The following is a 13,635-nucleotide window of genomic DNA, read 5'->3' as shown; positions in this document are numbered from 1 at the left end:
CCGATGCGTGAGTGGCCCCGACGGGGATGCGGATGAATGCGGGCTTCAGCACGCGTCGGTGGTGACCGACTGCGACGAGATCAGCGTGGCGCCGCAGGCGGTCTTGTCGCCATGGCGTGCGGCAGCTTGGCCGTCGATGATCATGGTGGGATCACCCGAGACGATGGTGGTGGTGCCGCCGTGGCCCTTCTTGGGGCAGCTGACCTTGTCTCCCAGGCGTGCGATGCGTTTGCCGTGCGTGTCGGTCACGCCAGATGCTTCGATGACTTCGCCGCCGTGATCGGTCTTGTCTCCCAGCACGATGAAAGGTCGTCCCATCATCTACTCCCTCTGTGAACAATCTCCGGCCGATTCGCCGTTTGAAACTAGCGGGCGAGTCTACTGGCTGGGCTTGTGTTTCAGCCCCCCACTTTCGGGCGTGCCGGCATGGCCTTGCGCAGCTCCACATGGCCCAGATCCGCGTTCTGCCAGCGTCCGCCCCATGTGAGCCCGACACGTTGCGCAACAACGCCATACAACTCGTAACCCTTGGCGGCCCATGGGTCGCGCTCGCTGATCACGAGCTTGCCGTCGCGCATGAATGCGCTGTCGGCCGCCAATCCGTATTGGTGGTAGCTCTGCCATGCAGCGGCGTTGGTCACCTGCGTTCCGAGCCGCGCGAGATCGTTCTGTCGCTCGGGGCTGCGATAGCCCTCGATCAAAGCCATCTCGTAGCCGTACTCGTCGCGCATCAAGCGGTAGGCGAGGAGCAGGCGCTGGCGGAAGTCGGGGTCGAGCGCATCCCATCGGCGATCGGCGCTGCCGAGCTTCGGGCGAACGAGTTCGACCTCGGCAGTCGTGAACACCTCGGGCGGCAACGGCGGTGGGGGCACCAGCTGCTCGCCCTGCAGCAAGGCGGCGATCACGTTGTCTTCGTGGCGTGCGGTCACGCTGTCGTCGTAGGCGTCGAGCGTGTGCAGGCTGCGCAGGGAGAACACCGCGAGCGGCGGCACGATCAGGATCGCTGCGGCTACGCACACGATCACCCAGTGCCGTTGCAGCCACTGCGACCCGCCACGCGCGGCACCGCTCGCGTGCGAGATGCCGTCCTTTGCACGGCGGCTGGCCGAGCGGTGCGCGCGCAGCTGAGCGTTGCCCAGGCGCTGCGTGAGTTGCCCGATGCGCTGCAGCACTGCCTCACGAAACGAGGGGAGCAATAGCAGCGCCGAAAGCACGCAGGCGAGCAGGAAGTACGCCGCGATGGCGATCCACATCATGTTGTAAGCAGGCTTTGCAATGTCCCCCAAGAGGGCGTTGCCCCCTTGAAGGGCGTCTCTAGAATTCCCGCCTATTTGCGCCTGCGTGCGCATCGGCGGCACTTTGCGGCCGTGCCCGGAACCCGTGCCATGTCCCAGCCCAACCCACCCATCCCCTCACGCGCCGCGCGCCCCCAGCTGTTTGCAGCACCGAACGCTGCGCATGCCACCGAGGGCGCCAGCAAGGGTCAGGCCGACTTCGGGCCGAGCATCTTAGCCACCATCGACGGTGATCAGGGCCGCGCATCGAGGCGGCCCGACGCATCGCCTGTCAGGCGCGTGCTGCTGCTGGCCGTGTTCGCATTGGTGATCGCGGCCGTGTACATGGGGATCAAGTTCAACCAGGCGCGTGCATCCGCCAACCCGCAGGACGAGATCGTTGCCGTCGCGACAAGCACACGCACGCCAGCACCCTCTGCAGCGAAGGTAGCGCCCACCGATGCGGCCGAGATCGCGCCCACACTGCCCGACGACGCACAGCAAGGCGCGGCCAGCATCGTGAGTGTGCCGGCACCGCAGCCCACGGTGTCCGAACCGGCCGGGACCGCGGCAAGTGCCTCGGCAACAACAGGTGCGACGAGCAGCCTGCAGCTTGCACTTGAGGGGTCGTCCGGCAATGCAACCCAGATCGACACCCAGACTGCGCAGGCAGCCGCAGCCAAGCCGGCGAATGTCGCCGTTGGCAATGCGCCTGGCAAAGGTGCCGGCAAGTCCACAGCAAGCACCTCGCCCGCACCGGCGCGTTCCAAGGAAGCCTCACGCGGTCAGACCAAGGCGGCAGCGAAAAAGGCCAATCCGTCGATCGAGTCCGACGCGGCCTTGCTCGCGGCGATGCTGCCCCACCTCACGCGCCTGTCAGGCGAGCCCACCAGCCCGGCTTACGAGAAGCGATGCGGCAAATTGAGCGGTGAAGCCGAAGCCAGCTGCCGCGTGCGGTTCTGCAATGGCCGGCAGGGCAGCGACGCCGCGTGCCCGGCGACCGCGGCTCCGTAGCGCGGATCACGCAAGCAGCGACCAGGGTGTCTCGGCGCGGTGTGCGCCGCGTCGTCAAGGCACGCGCGCTTCCTGCGCAGGCTGTTGTCGTGCCATGCGCACGATCGTGGCGATATTGGTCGCAGCGACCACGATCTCCAGTGCTGTCCCGCCGATCGACCCCACGATCAAGTTGTTGGCGAGCCAGCAGGCGGTGCCGCACAGCATCACGAGACGCATGGGGATGCCTCTCATCAGGAACAGAGCCACCGTTCCCATGCACGAGGCCGTCAGTGGCAACCAATCGCTCCAGGTGGCGGCCACGACGAGACCGAAGCCGATATTGGCTGAGAGAACCGCCCCGACGATCCAGAGCGATCGCGTCCACATCGCGAGCAGCGAGCGCAGGGTCGAGATCGCCGAACTGGCCGTGGCAGTCGGGTTGCCCAGCAAGGCAAAGTGCGCCACGTAGGCCACGCACTCACTCACCATGAAGAGCTTGAATCTCCTGTCGTCGGTCTGAAGAAAGCAACCCACACCCAGAACGAACGCGACGTAACCCACGCACTGAGCCGCAGAGAACCAATCTGTCGTCATGCTCTGGATTGTTGCCGGCAATACTCGGGGGGCGCGGCAGATTGGCCGCGCCACTCACACGCACCTGGAGGACGAACCCATGACCCATGCCTCAGGAGCCCGGGCCGCTCTTGTCCTTTGCCTTCTTGGGGCGGCCCTTCACGTGTACGAGGTCGCATTTCTGGCGCAGGGCGGGTTCAGCGCCTTCAGGGTGGGGCTGCTGGCGTTCTCGGCCTTGCCGTATGTGATTGCCGTTCTGCTGACGATCAAACCGCGTCTGGCCGTTTTTGCGCTCGGCGCGGCAGCGGCTTGTCTGCTGGCCGATCTGTACGTCCATTACACGGTCTTCGTCGCACCTCAGAGTTCCACGGCAGCCTTGGGCCTGGTGGTGATGCCTGTGTGGAACGTGCTTGTCATCGGGCCGATCGGCGGCCTGCTCGCGTGGGGCGTTTGGCGCCTGAGGGCCGGGCGGGCACGCACCACTTGACGGCCGTCGGTGGCGCGGCGGCTTGCCCGCCACGCCACCGTGCTGCTCTGGGAGGCTCGGCAGCAGTCATCCAGGCGTTCCGTTCTCGACCTACCTCCAATGGGGTATACCCGCGAATCAAAAATGCACGCCAGTGCTGAAATGATTTTCTTCGCCCGCCACCCGGCGCGGCGTTGCGTGAAGCGGAAGGCGGTGGAGGAGACAAGAAGACGTCTGGCCCACAGACCACGCGCATCAGGTATCCGGCGTTTCCATTCACGGTCTCGCGCTGCCCCGTCGGGGTTGCGCCGCATCCCTCTCAATGACCCAGGAGACATACATGATGAAGATCCGGAAGAACCGCTTGTGCGGTGCGCTGTCCGCCGCCCTGCTTGGCGCCATGCTCGGCGCCTGCGGCGGGGGCGACCTCGGTGGCGAGACGTCGACCGTCGCCTCGGCGAGCGCGGCCGATGCCGGCAGCGAAGAGCGCGAGCGCTCGGCCGCAGCGCTGGCTGCCGTCTCGAGCGGGACGAACCTCGCGACCGCCGCCGATGGCACCTCCAAGGCCACGGGCACGAGCTACGGCAACGTGGTCGACTCGAACGACGGGACCTTCTGGTCGCCGACCGGGCTGCGCAGCCAGCGCATCTCGATCAAGGGCTTTTCGGCGACCGTCGACACGGTGATGGTCGATGAGCCGAGCGCCGCCGTTCGCAGCTGGCGCCTCATCAACAACAACAGCGGGCGCGTCTTGGCCTCGGGCACCACGCTGGGTGCACAGAAGGTGATCTCGTTCGCCGCCGTCAACTCGAGCAAGCTCGATCTGTACATCGACACCGCTGCGGCCATCCCGCGCATCACCGAGTTCGAGGTCTACAACTCCGGCACCACGACCCCGCCACCTGGCGATGGCGACCCAACGCCGCCCACGACGGGTGCGGCCACGGGTGCGAGCTGCCGCTCGACTGGCTCGACGACGCTCACCGCAACCCGCGTCATCCGCGCCGGCGAAACCTTCGACGGCGGTTGCCGAACCTACAACCCGAGCTTCGGCGGCGGTGGTCAGGAAGAAGGCCAGGACCCGGTGTTCCGCGTCGAGGCCGGTGGCGTGCTGCGCAACGTGATCATCGGCGGCAACGGGGCCGACGGCATCCACGTGTACGGCAACGCGACGATTGACAACATCACCTGGACCGACGTGGGCGAAGACGCCCTCACCGTGAAGGCGCCGGCGACCGTGACGATCCGCAACATCACCGGCAACTCGGCCAGCGACAAGTTCTTCCAGATCAATGCGGCTGCCACGGTGACGGTGGACAACATCGTCGTCAACACAGCGGGCAAGCTGGTGCGCGAGAACGGCGGCAAGTGCTACCCGGTGAAGGTCACGGTCAACCGCGCAAGGCTCAGCAACATCTCCGAGGCGGTCTTCCGATCGGACTGCAACCGCAGCACCTTCCTGCTGACGAACGCGCAGCTGTCGAACGTGCGGGCGGTGTGCTACTCGGGCGGCAAGTACGCGAGCTGCGCTCAACGCTGAGCGCAGCAGGGCCCCGGCGGGAGCCGGGGCCTTGCCGAGCGCGGCGGGCGAAGCCTGCGCGCCGTGACCTGACCTCGCAGCACCTGCTGCAGCCTCCCGCCATCGCTGCGGAGTCCGGCAAGGTCTTCGGCTTGTGCCTACCATGCGCGCCTCAACCCCCACGAAGCGCCCATGACAGACCGCCTGCCCAGCCCCGTCGCCTCCAAGGTCACCGGCACCGCCCATGCAGCCGCCGTTTCCATCGAAGGCCTGACCAAGACCTATGCCGGTGGATTCCAGGCGCTCAAGCGCGTGGACCTAGACATCCACCGGGGCGAGATATTTGCCCTGCTCGGGCCGAACGGCGCTGGCAAGACGACGCTGATCTCGATCGTGTGCGGCATCGTCACGGCAAGCAGCGGCCGCGTGATGGTGGCCGGGCACGACATCGTCAGCGACTACCGCGCCACGCGCAGCAAGATCGGCCTCGTGCCGCAGGAGCTGGCGACCGACGCCTTCGAGACCGTGTGGGCCACGGTGAGTTTCAGCCGCGGGCTCTTTGGCCGCGCACCCGACCCGGCGCGCATCGAGAAGGTCCTGCGCGACTTGTCGCTCTGGGACAAGCGCAACGAGAAGATCATGGCGCTCTCGGGCGGCATGAAGCGGCGCGTGATGATCGCCAAGGCGCTGTCTCACGAGCCGGAAATCCTCTTCCTCGATGAGCCCACTGCCGGCGTGGATGTGGAACTGCGCCGCGACATGTGGGAGATGGTGCGCCGCCTGCGCGAAGACGGCGTGACCATCATTCTTACCACGCACTACATCGAAGAGGCCGAAGAGATGGCCGACCGCGTGGGCGTGATCCGCAAGGGCGAGCTGATCCTGGTCGAGGAAAAGGCTGCGTTGATGAAGAAGCTGGGCAAGAAGCAGCTCACCATCGAGCTGGAGCAGCCCCTCTCAGATCTGCCCGCCGAACTGATGGCGCTCCACCTCACGCTCAAGGCAGGTGGGCACACCTTGCTGCGCGAGTTCGACGCGAGCGAAGCGAGTGCCGGCGTGGCGCCGATCCTGCGGCGCCTGGGTGAACTGGGCATCGGCTTCAAGGACGTGCACACGCAGCAGAGTTCGTTGGAGGACATCTTCGTGAGCCTCGTGCACGACAACAAGGAAGGGGCCGCAGCATGAGCCAGGTCGGAACATTCAACCGCCACGGCGTGTGGGCGCTGTACCGCTTCGAGATGGCGCGTTTCTTTCGCACCGTGGGCCAGAGCCTGGTCACGCCGGTGATCACCACCTCGCTGTACTTCGTGGTCTTCGGCTCGGCCATCGGGCAGCACATGCAGAACGTGAATGGCGTGCCGTATGGCGCCTTCATCGTGCCGGGGCTGATCATGCTGTCGGTGTTCACGCAGAGTTTGTCGAATGCTTCATTCGGTATCTACTTCCCGCGGTTCACGGGCACGATCTACGAGATCTTGTCCGCACCGGTCTCGCCTTACGAGATGGTGCTGGCCTACGTGGGCGCGGCGGCCACCAAGTCGGTGGCGCTCGGCCTGGTGACGCTCGCGACCGCGGCCTTCTTCGTGCCGCTGCACATCGCGCACCCGCTGTGGATGCTGGGCTTTCTCGTGCTCACGGCCGTCACGTTCAGTCTCTTCGGGTTCATCCTGGGCATCTGGGCCAAGGGCTTCGAGCAGTTGCAGCTGATCCCGATGCTCGTGATCACGCCGCTGACCTTTCTGGGTGGGGCGTTCTACTCGATCGACATGCTTCCGCCGTTGTGGCGCACCGTCACGCTCTTCAACCCGGTGGTGTACCTGATCGATGGCTTCCGCTGGAGCTTCGTCGACAGCGCCGACGTGGGCGTGGGCTGGAGCCTGGCTGCGACGACGCTGCTGCTCGTGGTGTGCCTGGGCGTCGTCGCGTGGATGGTTCGCACCGGCTATCGGCTGAAGAACTGATGCGCTCTCGGCAGCGCCTCAGGCCCGGCACAGCGCCAGCAAGGGCACCAGCGCGATCCACGCCCCGTTGACGGATGCCACCAACAGGGTGAGGCCGCAGTGGCCGAGCACCAGCGCCGCACAGGCCGCGGCACCCTTGGCGATGCGGCTCATGACCGGGCGCAACCGCAACCGCCGTGAGGCTGGCCGGCGGTCTCGTAGCGGTCGTGGTGCCTTACCCACGCCATGGCGTAGGGCTGCCCGTCTTCGTCGCGGCCCCTGGGCGTGATGTCCAGCAGCTCGTAGGTGCCCATCATCAGCTCCACGCCGCGGCCGTAGGTCGAGTAGGTGTGGAAGATGTTCCCCGCATCGTCGCGCAGGAAGGCGCTGATGCCGGGCGCCTCTTGCTGCGGGAAGGGCGTCATGCCGAAGTTGTAGTAGACCTCGCCGTTGATGCGCTCGCCCGGGAAGAAGCTGACGTGGAAGTCGCGGTTGAAGTCGTTGCCGAACGAAGAGACCCAGGGGAACTGCCAGCCCATGCGCGTGCGGAAGCGCTCGATCTCGGCGATGGGTGCGCGCGAGACGGCCGCGAAGCTCACGTCGCGTTGGGCAAGGTGCGGCAGGGCGCCATCGACGTGGTCGGCCATGAACGAGCAGCTAGGGCAGCCTTCTTCCCAGCCGGGGGCGAGCATGAAGTGCTGCACCAGCAATTGGCGGCGGCCGTTGAACAGGTCGGCCAGCGTGCGCGGGCCGTGCGGGCCGTCGAAGACATAGGGTGCCTCGATGCGCACGCGCGGCAGGGCGCGGCGCTCGCGGGCGATCTCGTCGCGCAGGCGGGTGAGCTCCTTCTCGCGAGCCAGCAGCGACTTGCGCGCGGCGATCCAGCGGTCGGGTGTGACGACGGGTTGAGAGGGGGTGACGGTGGTGGTGGTGCTCATGGTGGTGGACTCCTTGGGTTGAGACAAAGCGCTGCCCAGCACCCTCGCGGGGCGCGCTCGAACGGGGAACCGGATGTGGCGCGACGCAGGGCGGTGCGGCGCGCGCGGGGATCAACGAGCCGGGATCAGGCGGCCTGTGCCTTGGGGCGCTTCACGGCGCGGACCTTGCCGCTGCCGCCACCGCCGCAATAGAAGAGGTCGGCGCCATCGGATTCGAGGCCGCTCACGAACACGCCGGGCGGCATGCGCAGGCGCTGCTTCACGTCGCCGTCGTGCGGGTCGATGCGGCGCAACTCGCTCTCGTCACCTTCCCAGGTGGCGTGCCACAGCTCGCCGTCGACCCAGGTCACGCCGGTGACGAAGCGGTTCGATTCGATGGTGCGCAGCACGCGGCCGGTGGCGGGGTCGATCTGGTGGATCTTGCGGTCGCGGTACTGGCCGACCCACAGGCTGCCATCGGCCCAGGCCATGCCCGAATCGCCGCCTTGGCCTGGCGCCGGTATGGAGCCGAGCACGCGGCCGCTGCTCGGGTCGATCTTGTCGATGTGCGATTCGGCGATCTGATAGAGGTGTTTGCCGTCGAACGCGGTGCCGGCATCGGCGGGGCAGTCGAGCGTGCGCTCGATCTGGCCACTGGCCGGTGCGATGGCGATCAGCTGGGTGCCGACGGCGGCCCACACACGCTCGCCGTCGTGGGTGACGCCAGCCACGGAGTTGTGGCCGTCGTAGGGGCCGTACTCGCGCGTGACTTGCGCGGGCTGCGGCCTGACCCTCAGGTTATCGGGCGGGGTGTCGGTTTGCGGGGTAGTTATGGGCATGGTGTTGCTCCTGGTGCGTCCTGTGTGGGGTTGCGAATCGCGGCGCCGTGAAAGCAATTTAGGCGAGTGGCAGCGAAGACGGGAGTAACAAGATCGTCGTGAATCCGGCCAGGGGCGGGGCGAGCCAGCGCTGCGCGCGGGCGCGGCCGATGGCGCGCACGCGGCCTGCGGCCTCCAGCTCGGCCAACGCGCGCTGCACCGTGCGCTGGCTGGTGTCCATCGCGAGCGCGAGCGCCGAGGTTGACCACGCGGCACCATCGGCCAACAGCGCGAGCAGCGACGCCTGTTCGCCGTGGATGGGCGGCACCAGCACAACCAGCGGTCGGTCGGCGAGCGGTGTGATCGCGAAGCCCCGTGCGGTGGCGTCGATGCGGGCCACCGGGGCCGCAAGCTTGCGCAGGCGACCGATCTCCACCCGCAGGCGGGCGCGGTGCGTGTCATCGGGGTTGCGGGTGCGAAAGGCGTGGGCGATCAGCTCGTCGCGCGGCATGTCGTGCGGCCAGGCCTCGGCGAGCGTACGCGCCAGCGAGAAGAGGATGGGCCGGCGCGCGAGCGGCAGCCAGACCTCGCCTGCGCGCAGGCCGTGGCGGCAGGCGTCGAGCACCAGTGCGCCGGAGTCGAAGAGCGCTTCTACTTCATCGAGGCGCATCGGCGTCTCGCCGTCGGCACCGATGCGCCGCGCGGCCGGCCGATCGAGCGCGTTGCGTGCCTCGGCGACCTCGGCCACTAGTGCGGGCACGTCGGCGCGCTCGGCCGCGGACTGTGCGCGAGCCAGTGCGCCGTGTGCATGGGTGGTGTGCAGGGCACGCAAGGCGAGTTCGGCCGACACCAGCTCGGCAATCGCGCGCAGCGGGGGCGGCAGGCTGCGCCCGTCGAGCGCCTGCAGTGAATCGGCGGCCCGGTCCAACTGGCCGAGCAGAAGGTGGCGGCGCGCTTCGATCAGACGCGCGTGCAGCGCGTTGGCATGGTCGGCATGTGCTTCGAGGCTTGCCACGGCGTCGCCCAACGCGCGCGGTGCGCCGCCGAACTCGCGCAGGGCCAGGGCCACCTCGGCCTCGGCGACCACGCAGCGGGCGCGTGCAAGTTCTTCATGCGGCCCGAAGGCGCGTGCCGCGCGGCGCAAAAGTTCGCGCGCCCGCGGCAGCTCGCCCAATTGCGCCATCGCGATGCCACGCAGCGCGAGCGCGGGGGGATCGTCGCGCAGGCTGATGCGCTTGAGTGCGTTGAGTGCGTCGCCCGACGCGAGGGCGCGGGCCGAGGCGGCGATGAGGGAGTCCACCGCGCAAGGGTAGCGGGGAGTCGCCGATGCGCACAGGTACAAGACAATCGGGGCATGGATTCGCCCGATCAAGACCCCCGCCCCGAGCCGCCGGTAGCACCCGATTTCGAGCAGTGCTGCGGCAACGGCTGCGAGCCGTGCATCTTCGACCTGCACGACATGGCGATGGATCAGTACCGGCAGGCCTTGCGCGCGTGGAAGGCGCGCCACCCCGAGGCGGGGTAGCTGCGCCGGGCGCGACGGCGGTTCAGAACGTCACTTTGACCGATTCAGCGCTGCGCTTGGCGGGGCCATGGAAGACGGCCTCGACGTTGTTGCCGTCCGGGTCCAGCACGAAGGCCGCGTAGTAGCCCGGGTGGTAGGGCCGCTCGCCGGGCGCACCGTTGTCGCGCCCGCCGCTTTCCAGCGCAGCCTTGTAAAAGGCATCGACCGCAGCGCGGTCCTTGGCCTGGAAGGCGAAGTGGCAACGGCCTGTCAGCTCGCCAAGCGCTGCGTCGCTGCTGGGCGTCGAGACGAACAGTTCGTCGGCCCAGAAGAAGCCGTCGCCGGTGCCGCCGATCGGTATGCCCAGCACCTCGAGCACGGCGGTGTAGAAGCGCTGGCTCACGGGCAGGTCACGCACGACGAGTTGCAGGTGGTCGAGCATCCGGCCGCGGTGGAGTTCGTTGGTTTCCATGATGGCCTCCGGGGAGTGGGTCGAGCCATGCTAGTCGGCAATCGCCGTGCCGGGTTGCACCCTGCGATCTGTCAGGCCTTGTCAGTGGCCGAGCATTTCTGGGCAGAGGATGTCGATCATCGCGATGCCGATTCGTCGTGCTTTCAGAGGGCCGCGCTCGCGCCCCCGATCAACCAGAAGGAAAGGCCACCTCCATGGACATCTCCACGCATACCGTCCACCTCCACCGCGTGCTGCGCGCGCCGCCCGATCGCGTGTACCGCGCGTTCATCGACCCTGACGCGATGGCCAAGTGGCTCCCGCCGAACGGGTTCACCGGCAAGGTCCACGAGATGGACGCGCGCGTAGGCGGGCGCTACCGCATGTCGTTCACCAACTTCACGACGGGGAACACGCACTCCTTCGGTGGCAACTACCTGGAGATGAAACCTGGCGAGCGCCTGGTGCACACCGATGTGTTCGACGACCCGAACCTGCCGGGCGAGATGAAGACCAGCATCACCTTCATGAAGGTGAGCGTGGGCACGGCGGTTCACGTGACGCAGGAAGGCATCCCCGCCGTGATTCCGGCTGACGGCTGCATGCTCGGCTGGCAGGAATCGCTCGCGCTGCTGGCTGCGCTGGTCGAGGCCGAGATCCCCGACGAGTGAGTGCGCTCAGCCGGCGCGCGAGAACCAAGCGCGCGCGCTCAACCCGCGCGCGTGAGCGCCGCCACCAGATCCGATTGCGTGATGATCCCCACAAGCCGGCGCTCCGCGTCGATGATGGGGATGTGGTGGTGGCCGGTGTCGGCGAACAGCGGAACCAGCTCGGCGATGGGGCGGTCAGCGCTGGCCACGCGCACCTGGCGCACCATGATCTGGCCGACCACCTCGGGCTTCTCGCTGTGGCTTGTCAACGTGGGAGAGATGAAATGGCGCAGGCGCTGCGCCCAACCCTGGTGGAAGTCGAGATCCGCATGGCGCATGAAATCGGCCAGCGTGACGATGCCCACCACGCGGCGCACCTTATCGATCACCGGCAACGCCTTGATGCGGCGCTCGCGCAGCATCGACCACGCTTCCTGCAGCGGCGTGCCGAACTCCACGGTGGCGAGGTCGGTGGACATGATGTCGGTGCAGCGCAGTTCGCCGAGCCGGCGGCGGTAGGCCTCGATCTCGGTCTGAGCCAGCAGGGCCTGCAGGTCGTCGCGGCTCACGTCCAGCACCTGGTTGTAGCGCTTGAGCACGGCGTCGAGATCGGCGTCGGTGATGGCCGCCTTGGGTGAACTCGGCGCGGCCGGGGCGAGCAACTGCCCGTGCGGGTAGCGCCGCCCCGTCGCGTTGTTGTAGGCGATGCCCACCAGCACCAGCAGCAGTGAATTGGTGAGCACCGGCACAGCGGCGAACGCCGGGTCGTGCACGCCCGAGAGCACCACGAGCAGCGCGCTAGCGCCGCCCGGGGGGTGCAGGCAGCGCAGCGCGAACATTGCCGCGATCGCCAGGCCCACAGCGAGCGCGGCCACCCAGGGCGTGATGCCCCAGGCCAGCACGCAGGCAATGCCCACCAGTGCGGACACTGTGTTGCCACCCACCACCGACCACGGTTGCGCCAGCGGGCTGGCCGGCAGGCCGTAGACCAGCACCGCGCTGGCACCGATCGGCGCAATCAGCCACGGCGTGTGGGCGCTCTGGCCGGCGAAGACGATGCCGAGCAGCCCGGACACCAGCAGGCCCACCGCCGCGCCGCCGGCCACGCGCAGTCGCTCGCGGTTGTCCACTTGCATGGGCGCAGGGATGAAGTCGCGCAGCCAGGCGCGGGCGCGCTCGCGGGCGGGTAGGGCGGGGGGGCTGGAAGGCGTGGGCGTTGTCATGCGAAGCAGCGCTCGAGGCGCGGGCGGGCAGGTGCGCGGCATTGTCGGCCAGGGCGTTCCAGCATGCAGGCAGGTTGCGGCGTGGACTGCTAAGCTGCCCGGCTGTTCACAGAACTCGCACAGCGGAGACACCATGCCCGGATTGCTGCCCACCGTCGACCCCGAAGGCCTGCTCGAGTACTCGGTCGTGTACACCGACCGCGCGCTCAACCACATGTCCAAGAAGTTCCAGGGCGTGATGCGCGACATCTCGGCCACGCTGAAAGAGGCCTACAACGCGAAGTCGGCCGTCGTGGTGCCGGGCAGCGGCACCTTCGGCATGGAAGCCGTGGCGCGCCAGTTCGCCACCGGCCAGAAGGTGCTCGTGATCCGCAACGGCTGGTTCAGCTACCGCTGGACGCAGATCTTCGAGATGGGGTCCATCCCCTCCAGCGCCACGGTGCTCAAGGCACGCCCGCTGGCTGCTGAGCCGCAATCGGCCTTTGCGCCAGCGCCCATCGACGAGGTGGTCGCCACCATCGAGCGCGAGAAGCCCGCGCTGGTGTTCGCCGCGCACGTCGAGACCGCAAGCGGCATGCTGCTGCCCGACGACTACCTGCGCGCGGTCGGCCAGGCGGTGCATGCGGTCGGTGGCATGTTCGTGCTCGACTGCATCGCCTCGGGTGCGATCTGGGTCGACATGGTCGCCAATGGCGTGGACGTGCTCATCAGTGCGCCGCAAAAGGGCTGGAGCGGCTCGCCCGGCAGCGCCTTCGTGATGCTGAGCGAGCGTGCGCGCCAGCACATCGACCACACCACCAGCACGAGCTTCGCGTGCGATCTGCGCAAGTGGCTGCAGATCATGGAGACCTACGAGAGCAATGCCCACGCGTACCACACCACCATGCCGACCGATGCACTCACGCGCGTGCGCGACGTGATGCTCGAAACCAAGGCGTTCGGCTTCGAGAACGCGCGCAAGGCGCAACAGGAGCTGGGCGACAAGGTCCGTGCGCTGCTCGCGAAGAAGGGCTACAAGAGCGTGGCAGCGCCCGGCTTCGAGGCGCCGGGTGTGGTGGTCAGCTACACCACCGACCCGGAGATCCAGTCGTCGAAGAAGTTCGCGGGCCTGGGCCTGCAGACAGCCGCCGGCGTGCCGCTGCAGTGTGACGAAGGCGCTGACTTCAAGACCTGGCGCATCGGCCTCTTCGGGCTGGAAAAGCTCGGCAACGTCCAGCGCAGCGTGCAGACGCTTGACGATGCGCTGAGCCGCATCGGCTGAGCCGCGGGCCGTGTCGAGCGAGGTGCCTTCCGGCTCCGCCCAC

General features: G+C 67.7%; 17 protein-coding genes. 8 read left to right on the top strand and 9 right to left on the bottom strand.

The features are described 5' to 3' along the window. Positions 1 to 45: 45 nt before the first annotated feature. Together AC1KAR_RS04605 and AC1KAR_RS04600 are read right to left on the bottom strand one after the other, a co-directional pair. Positions 46 to 318: a PAAR domain-containing protein gene (locus tag AC1KAR_RS04605; RefSeq protein WP_480314922.1), complete on the bottom strand. Its 273-nt coding sequence runs from the start codon at positions 316 to 318 to the stop codon at positions 46 to 48. Positions 319 to 398: 80 nt separating this feature from the next. After that, the gene (locus tag AC1KAR_RS04600; RefSeq protein ID WP_480314920.1) at positions 399 to 1,256 is read right to left on the bottom strand and encodes a M15 family metallopeptidase; all 858 of its coding nucleotides are present in this window, start codon (positions 1,254 to 1,256) and stop codon (positions 399 to 401) included. A 129-nt stretch (positions 1,257 to 1,385) separates the two neighbouring features. Between AC1KAR_RS04600 and AC1KAR_RS04595 the strand changes: the two genes are divergently transcribed. Continuing rightward, positions 1,386 to 2,288, top strand: coding sequence for a hypothetical protein (locus AC1KAR_RS04595; protein WP_480314918.1), 903 nt, complete (start codon positions 1,386 to 1,388; stop codon positions 2,286 to 2,288). 54 nt (positions 2,289 to 2,342) lie between these two features. Here the strand turns inward: AC1KAR_RS04595 and AC1KAR_RS04590 are convergent, their stop codons facing one another. Further along, positions 2,343 to 2,864: a YgjV family protein gene (locus AC1KAR_RS04590; protein ID WP_480314916.1), complete on the bottom strand. Its 522-nt coding sequence runs from the start codon at positions 2,862 to 2,864 to the stop codon at positions 2,343 to 2,345. A gap of 79 nt (positions 2,865 to 2,943) precedes the next feature. Between AC1KAR_RS04590 and AC1KAR_RS04585 the strand changes: the two genes are divergently transcribed. The 4 genes from AC1KAR_RS04585 (at position 2,944) to AC1KAR_RS04570 (ending at position 6,789) form a co-directional block, all read left to right on the top strand. Next, a complete protein-coding gene (locus AC1KAR_RS04585; protein WP_480314914.1) occupies positions 2,944 to 3,330 on the top strand; it encodes a hypothetical protein in 387 nt (128 codons plus the stop codon). 319 nt (positions 3,331 to 3,649) lie between these two features. Continuing rightward, entirely contained in the window at positions 3,650 to 4,849 is a 1,200-nt protein-coding gene (locus AC1KAR_RS04580; RefSeq protein ID WP_480314912.1) for a pectate lyase, read from the top strand. Between the two features lie 171 nt (positions 4,850 to 5,020). Further along, a complete protein-coding gene (locus AC1KAR_RS04575; protein WP_480314910.1) occupies positions 5,021 to 6,013 on the top strand; it encodes an ABC transporter ATP-binding protein in 993 nt (330 codons plus the stop codon). Beyond that, positions 6,010 to 6,789: an ABC transporter permease gene (locus tag AC1KAR_RS04570; RefSeq protein ID WP_480314908.1), complete on the top strand. Its 780-nt coding sequence runs from the start codon at positions 6,010 to 6,012 to the stop codon at positions 6,787 to 6,789. Before AC1KAR_RS04575 ends, AC1KAR_RS04570 begins: the two co-directional genes overlap by 4 nt. Before the next feature lie 18 nt (positions 6,790 to 6,807). Here AC1KAR_RS04570 and AC1KAR_RS04565 read toward each other — a convergent pair whose 3' ends face one another. From AC1KAR_RS04565 to AC1KAR_RS04550, 4 genes are all read right to left on the bottom strand, one after another. Then, complete coding sequence (locus AC1KAR_RS04565; protein WP_480314906.1) at positions 6,808 to 6,942, bottom strand: hypothetical protein; 135 nt, start codon at positions 6,940 to 6,942, stop codon at positions 6,808 to 6,810. Further along, on the bottom strand, positions 6,939 to 7,706 hold the full coding sequence (locus AC1KAR_RS04560) for a DUF899 domain-containing protein (protein ID WP_480314904.1): 768 nt from the start codon (positions 7,704 to 7,706) through the stop codon (positions 6,939 to 6,941). Before AC1KAR_RS04560 ends, AC1KAR_RS04565 begins: the two co-directional genes overlap by 4 nt. 125 nt (positions 7,707 to 7,831) lie before the next feature. Continuing rightward, positions 7,832 to 8,524 carry a Vgb family protein gene (locus AC1KAR_RS04555; protein ID WP_480314902.1) on the bottom strand — a complete coding sequence of 231 codons (693 nt, stop codon included), beginning with the start codon at positions 8,522 to 8,524 and terminating at the stop codon, positions 7,832 to 7,834. Positions 8,525 to 8,582: 58 nt separating this feature from the next. Next, positions 8,583 to 9,803, bottom strand: a complete 1,221-nt coding sequence (locus AC1KAR_RS04550) for a helix-turn-helix domain-containing protein (RefSeq protein ID WP_480314900.1) — start codon at positions 9,801 to 9,803, stop codon at positions 8,583 to 8,585. Between the two features lie 54 nt (positions 9,804 to 9,857). Between AC1KAR_RS04550 and AC1KAR_RS04545 the strand changes: the two genes are divergently transcribed. Continuing rightward, a complete protein-coding gene (locus AC1KAR_RS04545) occupies positions 9,858 to 10,028 on the top strand; it encodes an oxidoreductase-like domain-containing protein (RefSeq protein ID WP_480314898.1) in 171 nt (56 codons plus the stop codon). A 22-nt stretch (positions 10,029 to 10,050) separates the two neighbouring features. On the opposite strand, the gene AC1KAR_RS04540 is transcribed toward AC1KAR_RS04545, so the two are convergent. Beyond that, complete coding sequence (locus AC1KAR_RS04540) at positions 10,051 to 10,479, bottom strand: VOC family protein (protein ID WP_480314896.1); 429 nt, start codon at positions 10,477 to 10,479, stop codon at positions 10,051 to 10,053. Between the two features lie 194 nt (positions 10,480 to 10,673). On the opposite strand from AC1KAR_RS04540, the gene AC1KAR_RS04535 reads away from it, so the two are divergent. After that, positions 10,674 to 11,129, top strand: coding sequence for an SRPBCC family protein (locus tag AC1KAR_RS04535; RefSeq protein WP_480314894.1), 456 nt, complete (start codon positions 10,674 to 10,676; stop codon positions 11,127 to 11,129). A gap of 38 nt (positions 11,130 to 11,167) precedes the next feature. On the opposite strand, the gene AC1KAR_RS04530 is transcribed toward AC1KAR_RS04535, so the two are convergent. After that, positions 11,168 to 12,331: an HPP family protein gene (locus tag AC1KAR_RS04530; protein WP_480314892.1), complete on the bottom strand. Its 1,164-nt coding sequence runs from the start codon at positions 12,329 to 12,331 to the stop codon at positions 11,168 to 11,170. 133 nt (positions 12,332 to 12,464) lie between these two features. Between AC1KAR_RS04530 and AC1KAR_RS04525 the strand changes: the two genes are divergently transcribed. After that, a complete protein-coding gene (locus AC1KAR_RS04525; protein WP_480314890.1) occupies positions 12,465 to 13,592 on the top strand; it encodes an aminotransferase class V-fold PLP-dependent enzyme in 1,128 nt (375 codons plus the stop codon). The last annotated feature ends 43 nt before the right edge of the window (positions 13,593 to 13,635 follow it).

The organism is Piscinibacter sp. PDB1-1 (assembly GCF_056675995.1).
The sequence above is the reverse complement of the archived record's forward strand: the minus strand, read 5'-3'. Positions and strand labels throughout refer to the sequence as shown.

What these genes read in the sequence shown, in the direction of transcription:
- AC1KAR_RS04605 (WP_480314922.1), bottom strand. Translation starts at nt 318, where the DNA reads ATGGGACGACCTTTCATCGTGCTGGGAGACAAGACCGATCACGGCGGC.
- AC1KAR_RS04600 (WP_480314920.1), bottom strand. Translation starts at nt 1,256, where the DNA reads ATGATGTGGATCGCCATCGCGGCGTACTTCCTGCTCGCCTGCGTGCTT.
- AC1KAR_RS04595 (WP_480314918.1), top strand. Translation starts at nt 1,386, where the DNA reads ATGTCCCAGCCCAACCCACCCATCCCCTCACGCGCCGCGCGCCCCCAG.
- AC1KAR_RS04590 (WP_480314916.1), bottom strand. Translation starts at nt 2,864, where the DNA reads ATGACGACAGATTGGTTCTCTGCGGCTCAGTGCGTGGGTTACGTCGCG.
- AC1KAR_RS04585 (WP_480314914.1), top strand. Translation starts at nt 2,944, where the DNA reads ATGACCCATGCCTCAGGAGCCCGGGCCGCTCTTGTCCTTTGCCTTCTT.
- AC1KAR_RS04580 (WP_480314912.1), top strand. Translation starts at nt 3,650, where the DNA reads ATGATGAAGATCCGGAAGAACCGCTTGTGCGGTGCGCTGTCCGCCGCC.
- AC1KAR_RS04575 (WP_480314910.1), top strand. Translation starts at nt 5,021, where the DNA reads ATGACAGACCGCCTGCCCAGCCCCGTCGCCTCCAAGGTCACCGGCACC.
- AC1KAR_RS04570 (WP_480314908.1), top strand. Translation starts at nt 6,010, where the DNA reads ATGAGCCAGGTCGGAACATTCAACCGCCACGGCGTGTGGGCGCTGTAC.
- AC1KAR_RS04565 (WP_480314906.1), bottom strand. Translation starts at nt 6,942, where the DNA reads ATGAGCCGCATCGCCAAGGGTGCCGCGGCCTGTGCGGCGCTGGTGCTC.
- AC1KAR_RS04560 (WP_480314904.1), bottom strand. Translation starts at nt 7,706, where the DNA reads ATGAGCACCACCACCACCGTCACCCCCTCTCAACCCGTCGTCACACCC.
- AC1KAR_RS04555 (WP_480314902.1), bottom strand. Translation starts at nt 8,524, where the DNA reads ATGCCCATAACTACCCCGCAAACCGACACCCCGCCCGATAACCTGAGG.
- AC1KAR_RS04545 (WP_480314898.1), top strand. Translation starts at nt 9,858, where the DNA reads ATGGATTCGCCCGATCAAGACCCCCGCCCCGAGCCGCCGGTAGCACCC.
- AC1KAR_RS04540 (WP_480314896.1), bottom strand. Translation starts at nt 10,479, where the DNA reads ATGGAAACCAACGAACTCCACCGCGGCCGGATGCTCGACCACCTGCAA.
- AC1KAR_RS04535 (WP_480314894.1), top strand. Translation starts at nt 10,674, where the DNA reads ATGGACATCTCCACGCATACCGTCCACCTCCACCGCGTGCTGCGCGCG.
- AC1KAR_RS04530 (WP_480314892.1), bottom strand. Translation starts at nt 12,331, where the DNA reads ATGACAACGCCCACGCCTTCCAGCCCCCCCGCCCTACCCGCCCGCGAG.
- AC1KAR_RS04525 (WP_480314890.1), top strand. Translation starts at nt 12,465, where the DNA reads ATGCCCGGATTGCTGCCCACCGTCGACCCCGAAGGCCTGCTCGAGTAC.